Raw genomic sequence first — 21,501 nt, forward strand, 5'->3', positions numbered from 1 at the left:
TCCCCGCGTGTTTTCCCCGGTCGCGGGCGCGCGGGCGGGTTCACGTGCCGGCTCCCCCGTCGGGGCCCTCGCCCCTCCGGACCTGGGCCTCGAACTCCGCCCTCGGGTGCTCGAGGGAGCCGAGCGGGACGATCTCCCTCTTGAACAGGCCGGCCAGGGTCCACTCCGCGAGGACGCGCACCTTGCGGTTGAAGGTGGGCATCCGGCTGAGGTGGTAGCCGCGGTGGATGAGCCAGGCGGGGCGGCCTTTCACCTTCCGGCCGTACACGTGGGCCACGCCTTTGTGCACCCCGAGCGAGGCGACCGATCCGGCGTAGCGGTGACGGTACTCCTTCTGGGGGGTGCCGCGCAGGTGCGCCACGATGTTGTCGGCCAGTGTCCTGGCCTGTCTGCGGGCGTGCTGGGCGTTGGGGGCGCACTCCCCGGCGGGCCCGGTGCCCCGGCCGGACCCGTGGCGGCCGGGCGAGGCCGGGCCGGCCACCGTCAGGTCGGGCACGGCCGCGGCGTCGCCGGCCGCCCAGGCGTCTTCGGTGCCCTGCACCCGCAGGGCGGCGGTGCAGCGCAGCCTGCCCCGGGCGTCGCGGGGCAGGTCGGTGGACTCCAGGACGGGGTGGGCCTTGACGCCCGCCGTCCACACCAGGGTGCGGGCGGGGAGGCGGGAGCCGTCGGAGAGGACGACGAGGCGGTCCTCGCAGGAGACGAGGCGGGTCTCCAGGCGCACGTCGACGTTGCGGCCGCGCAGCTCGCTCAGGACGTAGCGGCCCATCTCCCCTCCGACTTCGGGGAGGACGCGGTCCGTCGCCTCGACGAGGATCCAGTGCATGTCGTCGGGGGTGAGGGCGGGGTGGTAGCGGCAGGCGTAGCGGGCCATGTCCTCGAGTTCGGCCAGCGCCTCGACGCCCGCGTAGCCGCCGCCGACGAACACGAAGGTCAGGGCCGCCTCGCGGACGGCGGGGTCGCGGGTGGAGGAGGCGATGTCGAGCTGTTCGAGGACGTGGTTGCGCAGCCCGATGGCCTCCTCGACCGTCTTGAAGCCGATGCCGTGCTCGGCGAGGCCGGGTACGGGGAGGGTGCGCGGGACCGAGCCGGGGGCGAGGACGAGCAGGTCGTAGGGGAGGCGGAGGTCCTCGCCGCCGGTCTCCTCGGTGGCGGGGGTGGAGACGGTGGCGGTGCGCCGGGCGTGGTCGATGCGGCGGACCTCGCCGACGAGGAGGCGGCAGCCCGGCAGGACGCGGCGCAGGGGGACGACGACGTGCCGGGGGGAGACGGTCCCGGCCGCGGCCTCGGGGAGGAAGGGCTGGTAGGTCATGTACGGGCGGGGTTCGACGACGACGATCTCCGCCTCACCGGACCGGATTTCGTGTTTCAGTCGTTTCTGCAGACGCAGCGCTGTGTACATGCCGACGTAGCCGCCGCCGACGACCAGAATCCGTACCGTCTCCTTCACCCGTACATGACGCACGGCCGCAGTGGGTTTTGTCCACACCGCGTCCTCGTGCGGCACAAAGGAAAACGTTCAAAGCACAAACACCCTTCTTTGATCCCTGTGCCTCAACTATGTTCGTAACCCGTCGGTCGCACGGGCGTCGCGGCGGTGTTCAGGGGTGGGGAGTCTCCGGGGGGAGACGGTCATACCGGGGGGACATGCATGAGGATTCAGGATTCCCAGTGGAGTGCGGCCGTGGTGGCGACACCGACGGTGGCGAACACGCTGCCGGCCGCGAAGACGGCGCCGGCCGCGAAGGCTTCACCGGTCGCGAAGGCGTCGGTGGTCGCGTCGGGGCAGCCCGCCGCGGCGGCCCCGCTGCGGGTGGACGCCCAGCGCAACCTGCAGCACGTGCTGCGGGCGGCGCGCGAGGTGTTCGGCGAGTCGGGCTACGGCGCGCCGATGGAGGACGTGGCGCGCCGGGCCAGGGTGGGTGTGGGAACGGTGTACCGCCGCTTCCCGAGCAAGGACGTGCTGGTCAAGCGGATAGCCGAGGAGGAGACCGCCCGACTGGCCGAGCAGGCGCGGACGGCGCTGGTCCAGGAGCACGACGCGTGGTCGGCGCTGGCGAGCTTCCTGCGGACGTCGGTGGCCTCGGGCGCCGGGCGGCTGCTGCCGCCGCAGGTGCTGGAGGCCGGCGCGGTCGCCGACGGCCGGGTGCCGCAGCAGCGGCAGGAGCCTGCGGAGGACCCCGGCGGCGCGGCCGGGCACGTGGTCCCCGCGGTGGCCGACGAGGGCGCGGCGGCCCTGCTCGAAGTGGTGGGACGGCTGGTCGAGCGGGCGCACGCGGCCGCCGAGCTGCGGGCGGACGTGACGGTGGCCGACGTCCTGCTGGTGATCGCGACGGCGGCGCCCTCGCTGCCGGACCCGGCGCAGCAGGCGGCCGCCTCGACGCGGGTGCTGGAGATCCTGCTGGACGGGCTGCGCTCGCGCCCCGGCGCATAGGGGCGGGCGTACGGGGCGGACGGGCCCGGCCCGGGAGCGGACGGGCCCGGCTCCGGCGGGTTCGGCCCGGGCCCGGCCCGGGTTCGGCCGGGGCTGGGCGGTGCGGTGCCGGGCGGCGGCTCTCCTCGTTCGGGTGAATTCCCGCCTCTGCGGTCCACCGGTTCCACGAACGGGTGACCTGCCCTCTTCTCCGGCGCGGGCCGCGGCCTCCTGTGCCACTCTTGCACGACGTTTTGGGCTGTCCGTGTCTTCGCGGACACGGTGAGGGTGTGCGAGGGCGTGGCCTTGGGCGCTGAGGAACGCGGAGAACCCCCGGCCGCCGACGCCGACGGCGGCGGCGACCCGGGTACGGACGGCAGACCGCCCGCACCCGTTCGGATACCGCGGCAGCGCGGCCCGGGCGCGGTCTCCCCGGCCCTGCCGCCCGGCGACGGCGGTGCCCTGCCGCCCGGCGACGGCACCGCCGACCTGCCCGGCGACCCGCCCGGCACAGGGGTTCCGCCGTCCGACACCGAACTGGTCCGGCGGGTGCGCGGCGGGGACGACAGCGCCTACGAGGAGCTGTACCGACGGCACGCGGACGCCGTGCGCCGGTACGCGCACGCCTGCTGCCGGGACCCGCACACCGCGGAGGACCTGACCGGCGAGGTGTTCGCCCGGACCCTGCAGGCGGTGCGGGCCGGGTCCGGGCCCGACTCCGCGGTGCGCGCCTACCTGATGACGGTGGTGCGCCGGGTCGCCGCCTCCTGGGGCAGGACGGCCAGGAAGGAGCAACTGGTCGAGGACTTCGCGGTGTTCGCCGCCACCTCCACCGGCAGGGCACCCGCCCCCGGGGACGCCTCCGCCACGGACGGGGCCCCCTCCCCGGGCGGCGGCCCGTGGCCCCTGGCGGGTCCGGGGGCCGACGTGCGGGCGATGCTCGAGGCCGAGCGGTCGATGGCCGTGCAGGCGTTCCGCAGCCTGCCCGAGCGGTGGCAGGCGGTGCTGTGGCACACGGCCGTCGAGCAGGAGTCCCCGAGCGAGGTCGCCCCGCTGCTGGGGCTGACGGCCAACGCCACGGCGGTCCTGGCGCACCGGGCGCGGGAGGGTCTGCGCCAGGCGTACCTGCAGGCCCACGTGAACGCCTCGCTGACGGCGCAGGAGAGCTGCGGACGGCACGCGGACCGTCTGGGCGCCTACGCGCGGGGGGCGTTGGGCCTGCGGGCCGGCCGGGACCTGCGCAGGCACCTGGACGGGTGCGGGCGGTGCCGGGCGGCGTACGTGGAACTGGCCGACGTGAACGCGTGCCTGAGGGCCGTGCTGCCGGTGGCGGTGATCGGCTGGGCCGCGGCCTCGTACGCGGTGAAGGCGGCCGGGGCAGCGGGAGCGGCCGGGGCCGCGGGGACCGCGGGCGTGATGGGGGTCGGCGCCGTGGGTGCGGGTGGTGTCGGCGCGGCGGCCGGGGGCGGTGCCGTGGCGGGTGGCGGTGCCGTGGCGGTGGCCGAGGGGATCGCCCTGCCGTTGAAGATCGGGCTCGGGATGGCCGCAGCCGCGGCAGCGGGCGGGATCGCCTACGGCCTGGCGGAACGCGGCTCCCCGGTCCCCGTGCCGAGGACCGGTCCCCCGCTCTCGGCCCCTGCCGCTTCACGGCCCCCGTCCGAGGGGACGGGGGGCGGGGAGGGGGCCGGCGGAAGCGCGGCGCCCGGGCTGCCGTCCGTGCCGGCGCCGCCGGGGCCGGGGTTCCGGCCCCCGCTCACCGCCCCGCCCGGCCGGACGCCGACGACGGCCCCCGCCTCCGCCCCCTCTTCCGTGCGGCTCCCGGGAACCGTCCGGGCGGGGGCCGGGGTCCGGCCCTCCCTCGCGGACACGGGCGCCGTCCCGGCGGAGACGTCCGCGTCGCCGACGGCCACGGGCCCGTCGGTGTCCTCCGGCCCCCCGGCGCCGGGACCGGGCGTCTACCCCCTCGACGAGTTGCTCCATGGCGGGGCCGGGGCGGAGGACGAGGACGGGACGGGTCCGTCCGTGCGGCCGGGTGAGGACGGCGGGGGCGTGCCGCGCCTGGACCCGAGCGTCGGGGGCACCCGCTACGGGCGGGGCGTCTCCGTGCGGGCCCCGTCGTCGATCGTGATCGACCTCGGCCGCGCGTGCAGCGCCTACGGCGGTTCCGTGGGCATGGACGACCTGGGCGAGCAGGGCGGGGCCGCCCGTTTCTCGGTGTACGCGGACGGCGTCCGGCTGTGGCGTTCGGGGCTGGTGAAGGACGGGGAGGCCGCGGTGGCGTTCCGCGTGCCGCTGGCGGGGCGCGAGACCGTGCGGCTGGTCGTCGACCGGAACAACTCCCCGCGCGTGTCCGCCCTGGCGGACTGGGTGGACACGAGCATCGAGTGCGGTTAGGCCCCGGATTCCGTGCGGCTTTCCATGCGCGTTCACCCGGCTGCCGACCGGCCGGGGGGATCACCACTCGGGCCGTGCACCGCGGCCACTGCCGGGCACGCGCACCACTGACGGACCCGTACACCACCGCCGGGTACGCGCACTGCGGCCGCCGCGCTCACCGCGCACGGCACGTCTCCCCACCCGTGGAGGCGTCTGCCCTGCGGGGTACGGGCGCCCCCGCGGGGTACGGGCGCCCCCGCAGGGTACGGGCGTCCCGGCGGGCGCGGGCGTCCCCGAGGGGTTCCCCCTACAGGGGCAGCCGCGGTCTGGTGGGGGTGACGCCGCCGGCGACGGCACGGCGCCGGGGGGCTTCGGTGCCGGTCCAGCAGGAGCCGCGGCGGGCGAGGAGCCGGCGCAGCCACACTTCCGTGGAGACCAGTTCGGCGAGTCCGTCCAGGGGCAGCGGCTCGCCGTCGGCGGCGTCGAGGAGCGCCCTGCCGACCACGCGGGCGTCGACCAGGCCGGCGTCGGCGAGCAGGGGCGTGTGGAAGAGGTCGAGCAGGTCGCCCACTGCGGTGCGCAGGCCGGCGCGGGCGCTGATGACGGCCGAGGCGCGGGTGTTGGCGCCCCAGCCCGGGGGGAGTTCGGGCACTCCGCTGCCGGCGAGGACCGTTTTCAGGACTTCGGCGCGGGCGCCGGGCCGTACCCGCAGGGCGGTGGGCAGCGCCCGGGCTGCCCGGACGACCTGGTTGTCGAGGAAGGGGGCGTGCAGTCGCTGGCCGCGGACCTCGGCGGCCTGTTCGAGGACGCGGTGGTCGGCGGCGTGGCGGGCGAGGGCCGCGCGGGCGCGGCGGACCCCGGGGCGTTCGATCTGGCCGGGTCGGGCGGCGGCGTCCTGGAGGCGAACCGATACTTCGGCCAGGGCCTCGCCGGTGAGCCAGCGGGCCGCGGGGCCGGGGCGGCTCCAGGTGAGCGCGGCCAGGGAGGCGTCGAGAACCTGGCGGGCACTCTCGCCGGGGGTGTCGAAGCGCCGCTCCAGCAGGCGGGCGGCGGCTTCCTCCACGCCCTGCCGGTAAGGGGTGCGGGCCAGCCGCCGGGCGGCCCGGTAGACCGTGAGGGGGACGAGCAGGGCGTGTGCGCCCGGGGCCTCGGCGCGGGCGAGGGCGGCGGCCGGGCGCAGCAGGTGGCGTCGCTGCCGGTCCAGGAGGAGGTCGGCGAGCCGGGCGGGGTGCGCGTCGAGGACCTGGCGGGCGCCGGCGCCGACGAGGTGGTCGGCGCCGCCCGCGGCCAGTCTCCGGCGGTGGCGTTCGGCGGTGACGAGGGAGGGGCCGGGTTCGTCGGTGAGGGGGCCGTCGAGGACGCGTTCGAGGTCGGCGAAGGGCAGGGCCTCGGCGCCGCCGGGGACGACGACGTGGTGCAGGCGGGGGTCGGCGGCCATGAGGCGGGCGCGGTCGAGTTCGGCGTCACGGCCCGCCTCGCCGCCGGTGGCCAGGTCGTTGAAGGTGACGGCGAGCAGCCGGGAGCCGTTGCCCGCTCCCCCGGCGGCGCGGCCGACGAGGGTGCCGGGGTTGCCGGGCAGGCCGGCGGCGAGGAGTGCGAGGGTGGCGGAGGCGCTGCCGCCGGAGAGGTCGGCGCCGATGCCGGGGGCGGGCGCCTCGCCGGGGGCGGGGACGTGGCGGGGCTGTTCGAGGCGGGCGCGGACGGCGTCCACGAGGGCGTCGCGCACTCCGTCGACGGCCTGCCCGGCGTCGTGCTGGACGGGGCCGGAGGCGAGGGAGGCGGCGGGTTCGTAGCCGGTGATCTCCGGGGTGCCCTCGCGCATGACGAGGGCGTGGCCCGCGGGGAGGCGGCGCACGCCGAGGTAGGGGGTGGTGTCGCCGAGGGCCTCGGGGGAGTCGGGGCAGGCGAGGAGGGCGGCGAGGTGGGTGACGTCGAGCCCGGCCTCGATCAGGTCGGCGAGCGGGAGGGCGGCGGTGGCGTAGGCGGTGCCGCCGCGCCAGCGGGTGTGGAAGACCGGGCGGGCGCCGGCCAGGTCGCCAAGGATGCTGATGCGGCGGCCGGTCTGCAGGACCGCGGTGTACCCGCCGGCCCAGGAGGTGAGGTGGCGCAGGGCGCCGCCGCGGGCCGCGAACAGGCCGACGCGCAGTTCGTCGTCGGAGGCGCGGCAGTGCCCGAGGACGGCGAGGCGGGCGGGTTCGCCGTGGCGGCCGGGGGTGCCGCGGCCGGGGCGGCGGTCGTCGTACGGGCCCGGGCCCTGCCTGCCGGGGCGCACGGTGACGGGGCCGGCCTCGACCACGCGGATCTCGTCGGGCCGCCAGTCGCCGACCGCCCACAGCGGGTCGGGTCCGTCCCACAGGAGTTGCGCCCCCACGGGCAGCACCGTGCGCCCCCCGTTCTGGTCGAACGGGCCCGCGGGTGCGCTGCTCCACCCCACCAACCACCGCATCGCCGCCTCCACGGGTGTGGACAACCGACGTGACGGCAGGTCGTGTTGCCGCCCCGTCAGGACAACATGCTGCCACGGGGCGGAGTGGATGAGGGTGTGTGCGGGCAGGCTGAACGGGAGGCTCGTGCGTCGGGCGCACAGCCCCTGGCCCCTGCCCGGGCACCGTCGGCTTTGCGCCAAGGTCGCCGAAGTGCCTTGCGCGGCGCCGGTTTCCGGTACCGGCGGGTGCCGCGCGCCCGGCGCGGGGCGTCCGGTGCGGGTGGTGCGGGTGGTCCCGCGGCCCGGGAGGCGTCCGCACGCCCCCCGGACCGGTCCGCCGTCCGCGGGGATGGTGACGGCGGAGTCCCCCGGCCCGCCCCGCCGTTCGTTGGCCGCAGTAGCGGGATGGGCCGACCCACGTGGTTCATCGAAACGCTTCGCCGGGGGACGGGAGTAGAGCGCACGTAAGGGCGCACGGCCACACGGGACGGGGGCACACCCGGCGGTTCGACCACCGAATCCCGCCATCCGGGACATCGCCTCTTAACGGCGGGGATGCGGCGAACTACCCTGGGTGTACCCGGGGTACGGAACGTCCCAGGAGCATGTGCCCGACCGGGGCGAGCGCCGCGGCACCGAGGGGGTGGCAGGACACGTGGCCGAGCAGTGGGCCGGCCGTGCCGGTGCTGGGCGGGACGCGTCCGCGCGCCCGTCCCCGTGCCGGCCCGCCCGCCGGCCCGCACGTCCGGGGGCCGGCGGTCCCCGCCTCCGCCCCTTCCCCTCCCCGTCTTCCTGCGTCGTCGCCCGTCGGTTCTGTGAGGAGTGCGTATGTCTAGGGGACCGCGAGGACCGAACGAGAAGCTCGGCACCCTACTGGCCCTGGCCGGGATCAGCAACGCCGGGCTCGCCCGCAGGGTCAACGACCTCGGTGCGCAAAGGGGTCTGACGCTTCGCTACGACAAGACGTCGGTGGCCCGCTGGGTCAGCAAGGGGATGGTGCCGCAGGGCGCGGCCCCGCACCTGATCGCCGCGGCCATAGGCAACAAGCTGGGCCGCCCGGTCCCGCTGCACGAGATAGGCCTGGCCGACTCCGACCCGGCGCCCGAGGTGGGGCTGGCGTTCCCCCGCGACGTGCGCGAGGCGGTGCGGTCGGCGACCGACCTGTACCGGCTGGACCTGACCGGGCGGCGCGACTTCCTGGCCGGCTCGTTCGCCGTGACCGCCTACGCGACGCCGGCCTCCCGCTGGCTGATCACCCCGGCCGACGGCTCGGTGGAGCGCCACGAGGCGGACTCGTCGGCGCTGCGCGTGGGCCACGCGGACGTGGGCAAGCTGCGCGAGGCCGCCGAGGACGCGCGTCGCTGGGACTCCAAGTACGGCGGCGGCGACTGGCGTTCGGGCATGGTCCCGGAGTGCCTGCGGGTCGAGGCGGCGCCGCTGCTGCTGGGCTCCTACAGCGACGAGGTGGGCCGCTCGCTCTTCGGCGCGACGGCCGAACTGACCCGGCTCGCCGGGTGGATGGCGTTCGACACCGGTCAGCAGGAGGCCGCGCAGCGCTACTACATCCAGGCGCTGCGGCTGGCCCGGGCCGCGGCGGACGTGCCCCTGGGCGGGTACGTGCTGGCGTCGATGAGCCTCCAGGCGACCTACCGCGGGTTCGCCGACGAGGGCGTGGACCTGGCCCAGGCCGCCGTGGAGCGCAACAGGGGCCTGGCGACCGCCCGCACCATGAGCTTCTTCCGGCTGGTGGAGGCGCGGGCCCAGGCCAAGGCAGGGGACGCGGCGGCGTCCGCGGCCGCGCTGGCCTCGGCCGAGATGTGGCTGGAGCGCTCCCGGGACGGCGACCAGGACCCGGCCTGGCTCGACTTCTACTCCTACGACCGGCTGGCCGCCGACGCCGCCGAGTGCTACCGCGACCTGGGATCGCCGCGCGAGGCACGCAGGTTCACCGAGCAGGCACTGGCCCGGCCGACGGAGGAGTTCGTCCGCTCGCACGGTTTACGCCTGGTCGTCTCGGCCGTCGCCGAGCTGGAGTCGGGCAACCTGGACGCGGCCTGCGCCGCGGGTGTGCGGGCGGTGGAGGTCGCGGGGCGGATCTCCTCCGCCCGCACCACCGAGTACGTCAAGGACCTGCTGCACCGTCTGGAACCCTACGGGCACGAACCCCGGGTGATCGAACTGCGCGAACGCGCCCGCCCCCTCCTGGCCGCCCCGGCCTGACCGTCCGGGCCCGGCGGCCCCGGCCCGACCGTCCGGGCCCGACCGGGGCCGCCGTCCGGTGGGCCGCCGTCCGGCACCTGTGCAGGCGCCTGTCCGCCGCCCGTGCAGGCGCCCGGGCGGCGGTTTCCTGGATCATGTGTTTGACCGCGGTGTCAGTGGCGCAGGTCATCATCGGGATCACCCGTCCCCCTTGCCCCCGGCATCTGCCCGGGCGGCGGTGCGGAGAGCGACGTCACCGGGGAGACTGGTGCCGCCGTGCCGAGAACAGGGTTGGAGTCGCGTTGAGTCGCAGGTGTGACGTACTGGTGGTCGGTGGCGGCATCGTCGGACTGTCCACCGCCTACGCGCTCACCCGCTCCGCGCCCGGGCTCCGGGTGACCGTCCTGGAGAAGGAGCCGGGGCCGGCCCGGCACCAGACGGGCCGCAACAGCGGGGTGATCCACAGCGGCATCTACTACCGGCCCGGCTCGTACAAGGCCCGCTTCGCCGTCGAGGGCGCCGCGGAGATGGTGGCGTTCTGCGCCGGGCACGGCATCGCGCACGAGGTCACGGGCAAGCTGATCGTCGCCACCGAGCACGACGAACTGCCCCGGCTGCACGCCCTGGTCCAGCGCGGCAGGGAGAACGGCATACCGGTGCGGGAGCTGGGCCCGGCGCAGCTGGCGGCGGCCGAGCCGCACGTGCGCGGGCTGGCCGCCATCCACGTCGGCACGACCGGGGTGTGCGACTACGGGGAGGTCGCCGAGGCCATGGCCCGTCTCGCCCGGGACGCGGGCGCCGACGTGCGCTACGGCTCCCCGGTGCGCGCGATCCGCCGCGACGACGGCACCGGCGGGGGCGCAGGCGGCGGCACCGGCGGGGGCGTCACCGTGCGCACCGCCTCCGGCGAAACGTTCCGCGCCGACTGCCTGGTGAACTGCGCGGGCCTGCACAGCGACCGGATCGCCCGGCTGGCCGGGGACGACCCGGGGATGCGCATCGTGCCGTTCCGCGGCGAGTACTACGAACTGGTCCCGCGCCGCCGGCACCTGGTGCGCGGGCTGGTCTACCCGGTGCCGGACCCGGCGTTCCCCTTCCTCGGGGTGCACCTGACCCGCGGAGTGGACGGCGGGGTGCACATCGGGCCGAACGCGGTGCCCGCGCTGGCCCGCGAGGGGTACTCGTGGCGCACCGTGCGGGTCCGGGACCTCGCGGAGACCGCCCGCTTCCCCGGGACCTGGCGCATCGCCGCCAGGCACTGGCGGCAGGAGGTCGGCGAGCTGCACCGGTCCCTGTCGAAGCGGGCCTTCACGGCGGCCGTGCGGCGGCTGCTCCCCGAGGTGCGGGAGGAGGACCTGGTGCCGGCGCCGGCCGGGGTGCGGGCGCAGGCGGTGCTGCCGGACGGCTCCCTCGTCGACGACTTCCTCTTCGCCGGCTCCGGCCCGTTCGTGCACGTCCTCAACGCCCCCTCGCCCGCGGCGACCGCCTCCCTGCCCATCGGCCGCGAGGTCGCCCGTCGCGCCCTGGCCGCCCTGGACCGCGTGGCGTGACCGGCCCGGGGCCGTCCCGCCCCGCGCCAGGGGCCGTCCCGCCCCGTGTCCGGCGCGGGACCGGCACAGGACGGCCCCGGTGTCCGGCTCAGGGCGCTTCCTCCGCGGAGATCCGGTACTTGCACAAGCGCGCCCGGATGATCTCGGAGGCCGGCGCGCTGTCGGGTGCCGAGCCGCGGAAGCCGACGAGCTGCTCGTCGGACTCCCACCGCTCGTAGACGTTGACGCGGCCCGGGTCCACCTGGTCCGCCGACAGCGCGAAGTCGAGGCAGCCGTCCGAGGCGCGCGCCCGCTCGACGATCCCGCGGCACCCCGCCACGTACGCGTCGCGCTTCTCCGGCGCCACGTGCAGATACCCGGAAACGATGATCACGGCGGTGTTCCTCCCTGTGGACGGGTCGCTGCCGCGCACGGTGCAGGAGCGCCGGGACGTGCGCGGTCCGCAGGGTCCCCTACCCACGACGCAGCGGTCCCTGCCGTCCGCACGGTCCGGACACCCGGCCGGTCCGGGCGCACGTCCGGAATCCGGGTGTCCGACCGCTCCGGGTGTCCGGGCCCCGACGGGGAGGGTCAGGGACGGAGGATCAGGCGGACCGGGGAGCCGTCGTGGTCCTGGAGACGGCGGACGGCCTCGGCGACGTCGTCCAGCGGCAGCACGTCGCTGATGGAGCGGGCCAGGTCGAGCCGCTTGGCGCCGGCGAGCCGGACCAGTTCGACGACGTGGGTGTCGACGGAGCCGTAGTGACCCAGGACCTTCTGGCCCAGGTAGCTGAACCGGGTGCCGTCGGCGATGGTCAGGGGCCGGTCGGTGAGGCCGACGAGGACCAGGCGTCCGCCCTGCCCCAGGCAGGCGACGGCCTGCTCGCGCACGGCCGGGACGCCGGCGAAGTCGAAGGCGGCGGCCAGTCCGCGGCCCCCGGTGGCGGCGCGGATCCGGGAGGCGAAGTCCTCGGCGCCGGGGTCGAGGACGACGTCGGCGCCGAAGGCCTCGGCGCGCTCGCGCGCCTCGGCGAGCGGGTCGACGGCGATGATCGGCGCGGCGCCGATCAGGCGCAGCAGCTGGACGGCGTGCGCGCCCAGGCCGCCGATGCCCCACACGCCCACGGCCTCGGCGGGCCGCACGGCGGCGGTGGCGGTGATGGCGGCCCACGGGGTGGAGACGGCGTCGGGGATGATCGCGGCCTGCTCGAAGGGCAGGTCGTCGGGGATGGCGACGAGGGTGTGGGCGGAGGCGAGGGCGTAGTCGGCCCAGCCGCCGTCGTAGTCGACGCCGCGGGTGAGGACCCGGCCCTGGGGGGTGAGCTGGCCGGCCTGCAGGAGGACGCGGTCGCCCGGCTTCCAGGCGCCGGCCCCCTCCCCGACCTCCTCGACGGTGCCGGAGGTCTCGTGCCCGAGGGTGACGGTGTCGCCCTCGAGGTGCAGCGGGGTGAGCATCCCCTCAATCAGGTGCACGTCGGACAGGCACACTCCGGCCGCGGCGACCTTGACCAGCACCTCGCCGGGCCCCGGCACGGGCCTGGGGACCTCCACCAGTTCCAGCGAGCGGGTGGGGACGTTCAGCCGTGCGGCACGCATCGTCGTCATGGGGGGGCGGACTCCTGGTTCGCGGGCGGACCCGACAGGCCCGGGCGGGGCGGCGCCGGGCCCGGCCCGGCGGAGCGACGTGGACGGTGCGGAAATCGTGTCACAGCGGTCTTCCCGCCCCTTGCCGGGGTTCACCCGGACGCGGGCGGAGCGCGGGCAGCGGGCGGGCGGAGACGGCCGGGGAGGGCCGAGGGCGGCCTCCGGCAGCCCGGGGGGCGCCTGCGGCGGCCCGGGGGTGGCTGCGCGGCCTTCGGGGACGGGCGGGCCGTTCCGTAGAATCGGGGCATTGTGTCTACCTCTCCCGCACCCCACGCTCCCGCTTCCGCGGCCACCGGCCCGGACGCCGGAACGGCCGTCGACGCGGCCGTCGGCCCGGACGCCGGAACGGCAGCCGAAACGGCAGCCGCGCCCGCGTCCGCGACGGCGTCCCCCTCGCCGGTGTCCGTGCCCGCCCCGGCCGGGACCGCCGTGCTGAAGAACCCGCTGTTCCCCGACGGCCCGGCCGCCGACCCGGCCGGTTCGCACGGCGAGCGGCGCGTGCGCAGCTTCCACCCGCGCCGCGGCCGGCTGACCGTGACGCAGGCGGACGCCGTCGAGCGGCTGTGGCGGCGCTGGGGGGTGGAGGTCGACGGCAGCCCGCTGGACCCGGCCGCCCTGATGCCCGGCCTGCCGGTGGTGCTGGAGATCGGCTTCGGGATGGGCGAGGCGACCGCCGCCATGGCGGCCGCCGACCCGGGCACCGGGATCCTCGCGGTCGACGTGCACACCCCCGGCCAGGGCAATCTGCTCCATCTGGCCGAGCGGGAGGGCCTGAGCAACGTCCGGGTCGCCAACGGCGACGCCGTCGTCCTGCTGCGCGACATGCTGCCGCCGGCCTCGCTGGCCGGGCTGCGCGTGTACTTCTCCGACCCGTGGCCGAAGAAGCGGCACCACAAGCGCCGCCTGATCCAGCCGGACTTCGTCGCCCTGGCCGTGTCCCGGCTGAGGTCCGGTGCGGTCGTGCACCTCGCCACGGACTGGGAGCCGTACGCGGAGCAGATGCTCGAGGTCCTCTCCGCCGAGCCGGAGCTGGAGAACCTGCACGACGGCTACGCCCCGCGCCCTGACTTCCGGCCGCTGACGAAGTTCGAGCGACAGGGCCTGGCCAAGGGCCACGTGGTCAACGACCTGCTGTTCCGCCGCCGTTAGCCGTCCGCGGCGGGCCGTGCGGCCCGCCGCGCCGCGCAGGCTGCGCGGCGGCCCGGAGGGGGCCGGGGCGGGCCCGTTCGGACGACGCGGGTCCGGGCCCCGGACCGGCCCCCGGAGGGGGCGCGGGCGGGGCGGGGACGGGGCGGGGGCCTCGAACGTTCCGTCGCACCGACCGGCCGTACCCGTTTAGGGTCGTACGGTGTCCTCCTATCCGCCTCCGCAGCCGTCCCCGCAGCCGCCCGGCCGGGACGACAGCCGGCCGCAGGCCCACCACCACAGCCACCCGGTGCCCGAGTACCAGCAGCAGCCGCAGTTCGCGCTGCCCGCGCAGTGGCACTACCGGTACCGCCCGAAGCGCGCCGCGTTCTTCGAGAGCAGGGCGCTGCGGATCTGGGCGGTGGTGGTGCTGCTGGCCCTGTCCGGGCTGCTGATCCTGGCGATCGTGCAGCAGCAGGTCGGCACCGAGGGCTTCCTGGTGGGGCTGGCGCTGGCGGTGCTGCCGGTGCCGCTGGTGGTCGGGGCGTTCCTGTGGATCGACCGGGTGGAGCCGCAGCCGTGGAGCAGCGTGCTCTTCGCGTTCGCGTGGGGCGCGTGCGCCTCGACGCTGGTGGCGATCGTCGCCAACGGCTTCGCCACCCAACTGCTGGCGTTCGCCGTCACCGCGACGCCGGGCGAGACCGACATGATGGGCGCGACGTTCGTCGCCCCGCCGGTGGAGGAGCTCGCCAAGGGCGCGGGGGTGCTGCTGCTGTTCCTGTTCCGGCGGCGGCACTTCAAGGGGATCGTGGACGGCGTGGTGCTCGCCGGGGTCACCGCGTCGGGCTTCGCGTTCACCGAGAACATCCTTTACCTGGGGCGGGCGTTCGGCGAGGACCAGGCGCTCGGCAACGACGGTCCGGGGGCGATGACCGCGGGCACCTTCTTCGTCCGCATCATCGTCTCGCCGTTCGCGCACCCGCTGTTCACCTGCATGCTCGGCATAGGCCTGGGGGTGGCGGCGATGAGCCGTCGCGGCCAGTCCCGGCGCGTCCTCGCCCCGATCGGCGGCCTGCTCGCGGGCATGCTGCTGCACGGCCTGTGGAACGGCTCCGCGTCCCTGGGCCCCTTCGGCTTCCTGGGGGTGTACGCGCTGCTGATGGTGCCCGCCTTCGGCGGCCTGATCTGGCTGTCGGTGTGGTCGCGCAACAACGAGCTGCGGGCCATCCGCGAGCAGCTGCCGGTGTACGCGACGGCCGGCTGGCTCACCTGGCCGGAGCCGTTCGCCCTGTCGTCGATGCGCGCCCGCAGGCTCGCCCGCGACCTGGCCATGCGCACCCAGGGCCCCAAGGGCGTGGACGTGATGCGCGAGTACCAGGCGTTCGCCACCTCCCTGGCGTTCCTGCGGCAGCGGGCCGCCAAGGGCATCGCCGGACCGGACTTCTCCACCCGCGAGCAGGAACTGCTGCACCACCTGTGGCAGCGCAAGGAGCAGGTCCGGCCCCTGCTCGCCCAGTGCGTCTACGCCGTCCCGCCGCCGGGAGCCGGGCCGGGCTGGGGCCCGGGCACGGGGCCCGGCGGGCCGGGCGGGCCCGGGACCGGAGGGCCTGGCGGCCCCGGCTGGGGCCCCGCCCCGGCCTGGGGCGCGGCGGGCCCGGGCGGCGCCGTCCCCGCCGGCTGGGGCCAGGCGCCGGGCCCGGCCGGGCCCGGCGGGCCCGGCGGTCACCCCGCCCCGGCGTGGGGCGCGGGCTGGGGTCAGCCGCAGCCCGGCCCGGCACAGGGGCAGGGCGCAGGGTGGGGCAGTCCCCAGCAGCCGGGGCAGTGGGGCGGACAAGGGTGATGAGCGAGCAGGGGAAAACTGACAACGTCCCCTCGGCGGTCGTCCCGTCCTCGCCCGGTGTCTCCGCCAGGATGAGCCGCCAGGTCTCCCGCGACACCGCTCCCGAGATCGCGGTCCGCCGTCTCCTGCACGCGGCGGGCATGCGCTACCGGGTCAACGTTCCCGTGCCCGGCATGCGGAGGCGGACGATCGACATCGTCTTCAGCAGGGCCAAGGTCGCGGTGTTCCTCGACGGCTGCTTCTGGCACGGATGTCCCCAGCACGCCACCCGCCCCAAGTCCAACGCCGAGTGGTGGCGCACCAAGCTCGACCGCAACATGGCCCGCGACCTGGAGACCACCGAGCACCTGCGGTCCCTCGGCTGGACCGTCCTCCGCTTCTGGGAGCACGCCGACCCGGCCTCGGTCGCGGAGGAGGTCCGAGCAACGGTGAACAGGAAAAACTCCCCGTAGAGACTTCAACTGTGTTTTCACTACCTGTACCATGACGGTGAGTCAGTACGAGCGGGTGCGCCGCGAGCCAAGGGCGGAAGACACCATGTACGGAATGGGTAACCGTTTCACCGGCATCAAGCTGCACGCAGGACCAAGCGAGGAGACGCTGAGGCTGGAGCGGACAGACTTCGCTCCAGTACTGACACTGGACAAAATCCTGTCGCATGCAAGACCCCGCGAGCCAACCAGTCACAGCGACACGTAACACAGGAAGAACTCTTCGATTTCGCCCCCTCCATAACAACCGAGCTTCGACTGACCAGCCGTTCATTCACCTCCCAAGAACACCACCCAACCCAGAGCGACGGAACCCGGCGCACACCCGCTGCGACGCCCCCATGGCTCCCTGCCGCCCATGGCACGACCTTGGCACGAAGTCAACGAACTCACCACATAAAGTGCCTAGTTGTCAGTAGTCTGATCATCACTAAGTCGCCGTCTCCCGCATCCGGGAGCTGACACGTGTCGCCGTCACCCCCGTTGGGATGCTGACACACAAGGAGAGGCCCATGTCGGGCAAGGATTACAGCTATGGCATCCCGGACCACCCGATCGAGTACGTCCAGGTGGATCCGAGATCTATCAAGTTCGACCCTCGCGCCCAGCGCAATCTCAACAAGTCGCGTGCGCAGGCTATCGCCGAGAAGCTGGTTCCCACCGCGCTCGGGACACCGATCCTCTCGCAGCGCGAAGATGGTCTGTACGCGGTTGACGGAATGCACCGCGTCTACGCCTGCCAGCTCATCCTGGCCGGAAAGGTCACGGCATCGACCCAGGTCCACGAGGCCATTCAGACCATTGCCTGCGAGGTCCATTCGAACCTGTCGATGGCCCACGAGGCGTCCCTGTTCATCATCAAGAACAAGGAGTCCTCGAAGGTCGGCCCGAACGACGAGTTCAGAATCGGCGTACTGGCTGGGCACCCGCTCTTCGTGGACACCAATACCGTTCTGGAGAAGCACCAGCTCAAGGTTGGCAGCCGCACCACCAATGGCGTGAGGGGCATCAAGGGAATCCTCAGCATTGTCGAGGAGTACGGCCCCGATGTTTTGGACCAGTCGCTCGCCATTGCCGAGAGCGCTTGGGGCCGCACTCCCGATACCTGGCACTCCGTCACCCTCGGAGGTATCGCCATCGTGATCTCAAGGCACCCTGATGTGATCAAGCCCGAGGAGCTGGCGCAGAAGCTCAAGCGCCAAGGTGACCCCCTCTCCTTCAAAGCGAAGATCCAGACCATCGCCACCAACAACAACACCCGAGCCGACGGGACCAGGGGGCGCCTCAAGGCCGCTCACTTGGCGGTTGCTTCCGCCTGGAACGCAAGCCGTCGTGTCAACCGCATTCCCGTCCCGAATATTTTCGAGTAGCCCTGGGCACATCACATCGGTGGCCGCTAGCTGAACTGCCGGTGGGCCCGTGCTCCCGGCTGCCCGCGCCGAGAGCACGGGCGGCCGGGAAGGCGCCGTCCTCGGCAAGCACGCGCACTCCGACGTGAAGGCTTCACGACACCCTGAAAAATAGTCATACGATATGAATCATGCGTATACCACCGTGGACACGTGATGAGCTGATTCTCGCCTGCGACTTGGTCGCCCGCAACGGCTGGCACGAGCTGCGCCAAACCCACGAACCTGTCAGACAGTTGTCACGGATCCTGCGCTCTCTCCGTCTCCACGACGTGGACCTCGCAGACGAAACGTTCCGCTCTGTCAACAGCGTCAGCAGGAAGACTGCCGACCTCGCCTCCAGGCACCGGGACTACACAGGCAAGCAAACTCGCGGCGGAAAGCTGGAGCAGGAAGTTCTCGATGCTTTCCTCGCCCGTCCCGACGAGATGCACGCCACCGCCGAGCGCATACGCGAGGCCGCAGCCGCAGGGCAGCTCGACGCCTTGGACCTCCAACACGACGCCCTGGACGACGAGGCGGCCGTGCGCGAGGGGCGGATCCTCCTGCGTCTGCACCAGCGGCGGGAGCGTGACGCCCGACTGCGCCAGCGAAAGATCAACACTGTTCTCGCAGCCGGCAGACCGCTGGAGTGCGAGGTCTGCGCCTTCCACTTCGGTAGGACCTACGGCCCCCTCGGCAAGGGCTACATCGAGGTGCACCACGTCACTCCCCTCTATGCATCCGGGGAGACCGTCACCTCGCTCGCCGACCTCGCGCTCCTCTGCTCCAACTGCCACCGCATGTGCCACCGCAGCGGCGGCACCAGTGAGCCGTGGCGGACCCCCGCCGAGCTGAGGGAATTGATGCTCGGCTTCGATGCAGTGGACAGCGGCACCACCTCCTGAGGTGTATCCCGCCTGGCCCTGCGCCGAATTTACGTGAACCTCAAGGGCTGCACCCCAGTCATGAGGGCATCGAGATGGGCCGTCGTTACGTGCACCGGGCGCGCCGAGAACAGGTAGTGCACCTCATCGTCCAAGACTCCGTAGAGGTAGACACTGCCGTACTCCAGCACCTGTACGGCTCGCCGATGCTCACCATCAGCAGCGAGCCAGCAGGCCACTTCCTCTGCGGGAGCCGGGGCGAGCTGCGGAGCTGACCGGCGCGCCCGCTCCCACATCCACCGGACGGCAGAGCTCGGAGTGGGGCCGAGGTAGGTGTCGAGCAGGAACGGGTCTTCACCTGCCGTGAGGGCGATGTTCTCGCACCAGAAGCCGATCTTCGTCAGCATGCCACTTCTGCCGACGCCCGCATCTCGCTCCAGACGACCTTGCCGAAGGGCAGCCGCTCCACTCCCCAGGCTGTCGACAGCGCCTGCACCAGGAGAAGTCCCCGCCCTCCGGTCGCGTCATCCGGGAGGCCGATGCGGCGCAGCGGTGCACCTCTTCCCGCGTCCTGTACCTCGACGCGGAGCACTTCGCCGAGCGTCCCCAGCCACAAAGAGCAGGCACGTTCCTCGGTGTGCTCGTAGACGTTGGTCACCAGCTCGGTGACCACCTGCGCAGCGGCGTCGACCGCAGGGCCGGGCAGCGCCCAGAAGGACAGCATCGTCCTGACGACGCGACGCGTTCCGGCGACGATTGTGGGCGTGACGGAGGGCAGATCCAGTTCGAACCTGTGCCCCGTTGCCAGTGCCGCGACTCCCATGAGGCCTCCCGGGCTGAACACATTGCTCTCGGAGCGCCTCGCATCCGCATGGGCACTCTCGGTGACAAGTCATCATGTTCCGCATCCGGACCAGTTCGCAAATTTCCTGATGAGAAAATTTTCTAGTCGCAGATATTGGCATATGCCTCCCTTGCCGCCCCCTGTACCCTGCTTGATCACACCGGAGGTGAGAACGTCATGGCCGACGCACAACCCAACCTCTTCAGAAGGAGGTTGGGGCTTGAACTGCGCTCTCTCCGCAAGCGCGCCGGGCTGAGCCTGGTCGAGGCGTCGGAGCGTCTCGGCCTGTCGGGCGCGTCCGCGTTGAGCAAGATCGAGAACGGTAGGCAACGGGTCCCGCCCGTGTCCGTTCCGGGCTTCCTCGAGGTCTACGGCATCACGGACCCGGAGGCGTGCTCGGAGATACGGCGCCTGGCGCTGCTCGCAGCCTCGGGGAAGCAGACCAGCCTCCTGGCCGCGTACCGGGAGTCGGTGCGCGACCCGTTCGCCGAGTACATCCACTTGGAAGAACTCGCCCTGCGCGCCGAGTCCTTCAGCTACCTCGTCCCCGGCCTGCTGCAGACCGAGGAGTACGCCCACGCCGTCGTCGCAGGCAGTCGCAAGTGGAGCACCTCCAAAGAGATCCGCAGTTTCGTCGAGTTGCGGATGGTGCGACAGCAGGCGCTCGTCCGCGAGAAGCCCCTGGGTCTGTGGTGCATCCTGGACGAGGCGGCATTGCACCGCCAGGTCGGAGGCCCTGCGATCATGCGCCGCCAGCTCCAACGGCTCCTGGAGGCAGCGGAGTCCCTGCCGCACGTCGCCATCCAGGTGCTCCCCTTCCGCAAGGGTGCGCACGCCGGCATGGACGGTCCCTTCACCATCATGCGCTTCGAGGCCGGCCCGCCCATCGCGGTGGTCGAGCCGATGACAACGTCCCTGTATCTGGAGGACGATGCTGACGTCGAGCGGTACGAGACCGGCTTCAACCACCTCCGGGCGGAATCCCTCGACGACGAGCAGTCCGCAGCACTCATCCACAACCTGATCAAGGACCAGCAGAGATGATCAAGAAGGTCAACCTCAGCGGCGCCGAGTGGGCCAAGAGCAGCCTCAGCAACGGTGGGGACAACTGCCTCGAAGTCGCCTTCATAGACGGCGTCGTGGCACTTCGCGACTCCAAGGACGCAGGCCACCCCGAGGCGTCCGTCCTGATCATCTCGCAGGACGACTACCGGGCCTTCACCGCAGGCGTCGAGCAGGGCGAGCTCCGCCTTCCCTGACGGCAGTGAACCGGCAGTCCTCCCGCACCTCGCCGAGGGGCGGCAAACCAGAGGACTGATCGGCCAGCGACCGGCCATCCTGGGCGCATGCTGCTTCCCGTCGACGCCGATCAGGTCCTCCTCGTCGAGGCGGTCCGCCTCGCCCGCGCACCGGGCCGACCGTTCCCGGAGACGGTGGTCGGCGAGGAGCTGGCGGTCTGGGTGGAGGGCGAGGCGGAGCAGGTACTCGGCCTGATCGCCGACCTGCCCGACGGCGAGCGGTACCGCTGCTTCACCCCCAGGTACGGCGTCCGCGCGCACGGCAACACCGATGTCCTCTTCGAGGCAGTTTTCTGCTTCTCCTGCAACGGCGCGCTCTTCACGGGTCCCAGCGTCCCCGCGGGCATGCGCGGTATCCGGACCTTCGACGCCGACAGTCCTCCCGCCCGGGAGCTGCTCCGCCGCTTCCGCTCCTGCGACCCTTGCGAGTCCGCTCAGTGAGCGTCGAGGCCGCCGGACGCGTGAAGTGCGGCGGCCTCGGCGTCGGCTGCGCGCTTCATCCGCTCATGCCCACTGCACGACCGGGCCGCCCGGGACGCCATCCCCCAGGGCGGCGGCAGCCGCGGCGGCAGCCCGGATGCCGTAGACCTCGGCCGCCACACGGGCGGCGGCCGCCTCCTGTGCGCGTCCGGGAGCGCCCCAAGCCAGCCGTCCGGCGGCCCGGCCCAGCGGTACCCAGTGGCGGGTGTACACCCGGCCGCCGTCCGGGTCGGGGGTGGGCAGGTGCAGGCGGTCCGGTCGGGCTGCGACCCGCATCTGTACGAACGGAGGGGCGCCGTCGCACTGCACCTCCTGGTAACCGAGCGGTACCAGGTCGCGGACGATGGCGTCGGCCTCCTCCCACACTTCCCGGTGCAGCGTGGCGCGCCAGTCGGCGTCGTGCGGCTCGGGTGTCCCGCCCGGCAGGTTGAACCGGCCGCCTCCTGTGCCGAGGAGCAGAACCCGGCCCTGCCCGTCGACGATCCAGGCGTACACCTGGCGGACCGCCGTCCCCGGGGGGACCGCCCGCCCTCCGTGCCAGAGGTACTTCGTCGCCATCCACAGC

General features: G+C 73.7%; 19 protein-coding genes. 12 read left to right on the top strand and 7 right to left on the bottom strand.

Annotated features, from left to right (window positions below; genetic code table 11):
• Positions 1-40: 40 nt before the first annotated feature.
• Positions 41-1,447 carry an NAD(P)/FAD-dependent oxidoreductase gene (locus GQS52_RS11270; protein WP_182313268.1) on the bottom strand — a complete coding sequence of 469 codons (1,407 nt, stop codon included), beginning with the start codon at positions 1,445-1,447 and terminating at the stop codon, positions 41-43.
• Between the two features lie 201 nt (positions 1,448-1,648).
• Here GQS52_RS11270 and GQS52_RS11275 point away from each other — a divergent pair, with 201 nt between their 5' ends.
• The gene (locus GQS52_RS11275; protein ID WP_182313269.1) at positions 1,649-2,431 is read left to right on the top strand and encodes a TetR/AcrR family transcriptional regulator; all 783 of its coding nucleotides are present in this window, start codon (positions 1,649-1,651) and stop codon (positions 2,429-2,431) included.
• A gap of 279 nt (positions 2,432-2,710) precedes the next feature.
• Complete coding sequence (locus GQS52_RS11280) at positions 2,711-4,804, top strand: sigma-70 family RNA polymerase sigma factor (RefSeq protein ID WP_182313270.1); 2,094 nt, start codon at positions 2,711-2,713, stop codon at positions 4,802-4,804.
• Positions 4,805-5,093: 289 nt separating this feature from the next.
• Here the strand turns inward: GQS52_RS11280 and GQS52_RS11285 are convergent, their stop codons facing one another.
• The gene (locus tag GQS52_RS11285; protein ID WP_182313271.1) at positions 5,094-7,232 is read right to left on the bottom strand and encodes an asparagine synthase-related protein; all 2,139 of its coding nucleotides are present in this window, start codon (positions 7,230-7,232) and stop codon (positions 5,094-5,096) included.
• Positions 7,233-8,039: 807 nt separating this feature from the next.
• Between GQS52_RS11285 and GQS52_RS11290 the strand changes: the two genes are divergently transcribed.
• Both GQS52_RS11290 and lhgO read left to right on the top strand, forming a co-directional pair.
• Positions 8,040-9,431, top strand: coding sequence for an MFS transporter (locus tag GQS52_RS11290; protein WP_182313272.1), 1,392 nt, complete (start codon positions 8,040-8,042; stop codon positions 9,429-9,431).
• Positions 9,432-9,712: 281 nt separating this feature from the next.
• Positions 9,713-10,960 carry an L-2-hydroxyglutarate oxidase gene (lhgO, locus tag GQS52_RS11295; protein ID WP_259370713.1) on the top strand — a complete coding sequence of 416 codons (1,248 nt, stop codon included), beginning with the start codon at positions 9,713-9,715 and terminating at the stop codon, positions 10,958-10,960.
• Positions 10,961-11,048: 88 nt separating this feature from the next.
• On the opposite strand, the gene GQS52_RS11300 is transcribed toward lhgO, so the two are convergent.
• Entirely contained in the window at positions 11,049-11,333 is a 285-nt protein-coding gene (locus GQS52_RS11300) for an antibiotic biosynthesis monooxygenase family protein (protein WP_182313274.1), read from the bottom strand.
• A 197-nt stretch (positions 11,334-11,530) separates the two neighbouring features.
• On the bottom strand, positions 11,531-12,544 hold the full coding sequence (locus tag GQS52_RS11305) for a zinc-binding dehydrogenase (protein ID WP_182313275.1): 1,014 nt from the start codon (positions 12,542-12,544) through the stop codon (positions 11,531-11,533).
• A gap of 438 nt (positions 12,545-12,982) precedes the next feature.
• On the opposite strand from GQS52_RS11305, the gene trmB reads away from it, so the two are divergent.
• From trmB to GQS52_RS27705, 5 genes are all read left to right on the top strand, one after another.
• Complete coding sequence (gene trmB / locus GQS52_RS11310) at positions 12,983-13,732, top strand: tRNA (guanosine(46)-N7)-methyltransferase TrmB (RefSeq protein WP_182316369.1); 750 nt, start codon at positions 12,983-12,985, stop codon at positions 13,730-13,732.
• 319 nt (positions 13,733-14,051) lie between these two features.
• Complete coding sequence (locus tag GQS52_RS11315) at positions 14,052-15,548, top strand: PrsW family intramembrane metalloprotease (RefSeq protein WP_259371093.1); 1,497 nt, start codon at positions 14,052-14,054, stop codon at positions 15,546-15,548.
• A 71-nt stretch (positions 15,549-15,619) separates the two neighbouring features.
• Positions 15,620-16,000, top strand: a complete 381-nt coding sequence (locus GQS52_RS11320) for a very short patch repair endonuclease (protein WP_182316371.1) — start codon at positions 15,620-15,622, stop codon at positions 15,998-16,000.
• A gap of 551 nt (positions 16,001-16,551) precedes the next feature.
• Positions 16,552-17,409, top strand: a complete 858-nt coding sequence (locus tag GQS52_RS11325) for a DUF6551 family protein (protein WP_182313276.1) — start codon at positions 16,552-16,554, stop codon at positions 17,407-17,409.
• A 467-nt stretch (positions 17,410-17,876) separates the two neighbouring features.
• Positions 17,877-18,335, top strand: coding sequence for an HNH endonuclease (locus GQS52_RS27705; RefSeq protein WP_259370714.1), 459 nt, complete (start codon positions 17,877-17,879; stop codon positions 18,333-18,335).
• 29 nt (positions 18,336-18,364) lie between these two features.
• Here the strand turns inward: GQS52_RS27705 and GQS52_RS11335 are convergent, their stop codons facing one another.
• Both GQS52_RS11335 and GQS52_RS11340 read right to left on the bottom strand, forming a co-directional pair.
• The gene (locus GQS52_RS11335; RefSeq protein WP_182313278.1) at positions 18,365-18,721 is read right to left on the bottom strand and encodes a hypothetical protein; all 357 of its coding nucleotides are present in this window, start codon (positions 18,719-18,721) and stop codon (positions 18,365-18,367) included.
• Positions 18,715-19,137 (bottom strand): ATP-binding protein, encoded by a 423-nt coding sequence (locus GQS52_RS11340; protein ID WP_220472755.1) that lies wholly within the window; start codon positions 19,135-19,137, stop codon positions 18,715-18,717. Before GQS52_RS11340 ends, GQS52_RS11335 begins: the two co-directional genes overlap by 7 nt.
• Before the next feature lie 198 nt (positions 19,138-19,335).
• On the opposite strand from GQS52_RS11340, the gene GQS52_RS11345 reads away from it, so the two are divergent.
• The 3 genes from GQS52_RS11345 to GQS52_RS11355 all read left to right on the top strand — a co-directional run bounded on the left by GQS52_RS11345 (position 19,336) and on the right by GQS52_RS11355 (position 20,897).
• A complete protein-coding gene (locus GQS52_RS11345; RefSeq protein WP_182313280.1) occupies positions 19,336-20,202 on the top strand; it encodes a helix-turn-helix transcriptional regulator in 867 nt (288 codons plus the stop codon).
• On the top strand, positions 20,199-20,417 hold the full coding sequence (locus GQS52_RS11350; RefSeq protein ID WP_182313281.1) for a DUF397 domain-containing protein: 219 nt from the start codon (positions 20,199-20,201) through the stop codon (positions 20,415-20,417). Before GQS52_RS11345 ends, GQS52_RS11350 begins: the two co-directional genes overlap by 4 nt.
• 87 nt (positions 20,418-20,504) lie before the next feature.
• The gene (locus GQS52_RS11355; RefSeq protein WP_182313282.1) at positions 20,505-20,897 is read left to right on the top strand and encodes a hypothetical protein; all 393 of its coding nucleotides are present in this window, start codon (positions 20,505-20,507) and stop codon (positions 20,895-20,897) included.
• A gap of 63 nt (positions 20,898-20,960) precedes the next feature.
• On the opposite strand, the gene GQS52_RS11360 is transcribed toward GQS52_RS11355, so the two are convergent.
• Positions 20,961-21,494 (bottom strand): NUDIX hydrolase, encoded by a 534-nt coding sequence (locus tag GQS52_RS11360; RefSeq protein WP_182313283.1) that lies wholly within the window; start codon positions 21,492-21,494, stop codon positions 20,961-20,963.
• Positions 21,495-21,501 lie beyond the last annotated feature (7 nt).

It is taken from the genome of Streptomyces sp. SCUT-3 (assembly GCF_014083985.1).
GTDB lineage: Bacteria > Actinomycetota > Actinomycetes > Streptomycetales > Streptomycetaceae > Streptomyces_H > Streptomyces_H thermolineatus.

Excerpts from the sequence above, each read along its gene's own strand:
- GQS52_RS11275 (WP_182313269.1), top strand. The coding sequence starts at position 1,649 with ATGAGGATTCAGGATTCCCAGTGGAGTGCGGCCGTGGTGGCGACACCG.
- GQS52_RS11285 (WP_182313271.1), bottom strand. The coding sequence starts at position 7,232 with ATGCGGTGGTTGGTGGGGTGGAGCAGCGCACCCGCGGGCCCGTTCGAC.
- GQS52_RS11290 (WP_182313272.1), top strand. The coding sequence starts at position 8,040 with ATGTCTAGGGGACCGCGAGGACCGAACGAGAAGCTCGGCACCCTACTG.
- GQS52_RS11305 (WP_182313275.1), bottom strand. The coding sequence starts at position 12,544 with ATGACGACGATGCGTGCCGCACGGCTGAACGTCCCCACCCGCTCGCTG.
- GQS52_RS11320 (WP_182316371.1), top strand. The coding sequence starts at position 15,620 with ATGAGCCGCCAGGTCTCCCGCGACACCGCTCCCGAGATCGCGGTCCGC.
- GQS52_RS11325 (WP_182313276.1), top strand. The coding sequence starts at position 16,552 with ATGTCGGGCAAGGATTACAGCTATGGCATCCCGGACCACCCGATCGAG.
- GQS52_RS27705 (WP_259370714.1), top strand. The coding sequence starts at position 17,877 with ATGCACGCCACCGCCGAGCGCATACGCGAGGCCGCAGCCGCAGGGCAG.
- GQS52_RS11335 (WP_182313278.1), bottom strand. The coding sequence starts at position 18,721 with ATGCTGACGAAGATCGGCTTCTGGTGCGAGAACATCGCCCTCACGGCA.
- GQS52_RS11340 (WP_220472755.1), bottom strand. The coding sequence starts at position 19,137 with ATGGGAGTCGCGGCACTGGCAACGGGGCACAGGTTCGAACTGGATCTG.
- GQS52_RS11345 (WP_182313280.1), top strand. The coding sequence starts at position 19,336 with ATGGCCGACGCACAACCCAACCTCTTCAGAAGGAGGTTGGGGCTTGAA.
- GQS52_RS11350 (WP_182313281.1), top strand. The coding sequence starts at position 20,199 with ATGATCAAGAAGGTCAACCTCAGCGGCGCCGAGTGGGCCAAGAGCAGC.
- GQS52_RS11355 (WP_182313282.1), top strand. The coding sequence starts at position 20,505 with ATGCTGCTTCCCGTCGACGCCGATCAGGTCCTCCTCGTCGAGGCGGTC.
- GQS52_RS11360 (WP_182313283.1), bottom strand. The coding sequence starts at position 21,494 with ATGGCGACGAAGTACCTCTGGCACGGAGGGCGGGCGGTCCCCCCGGGG.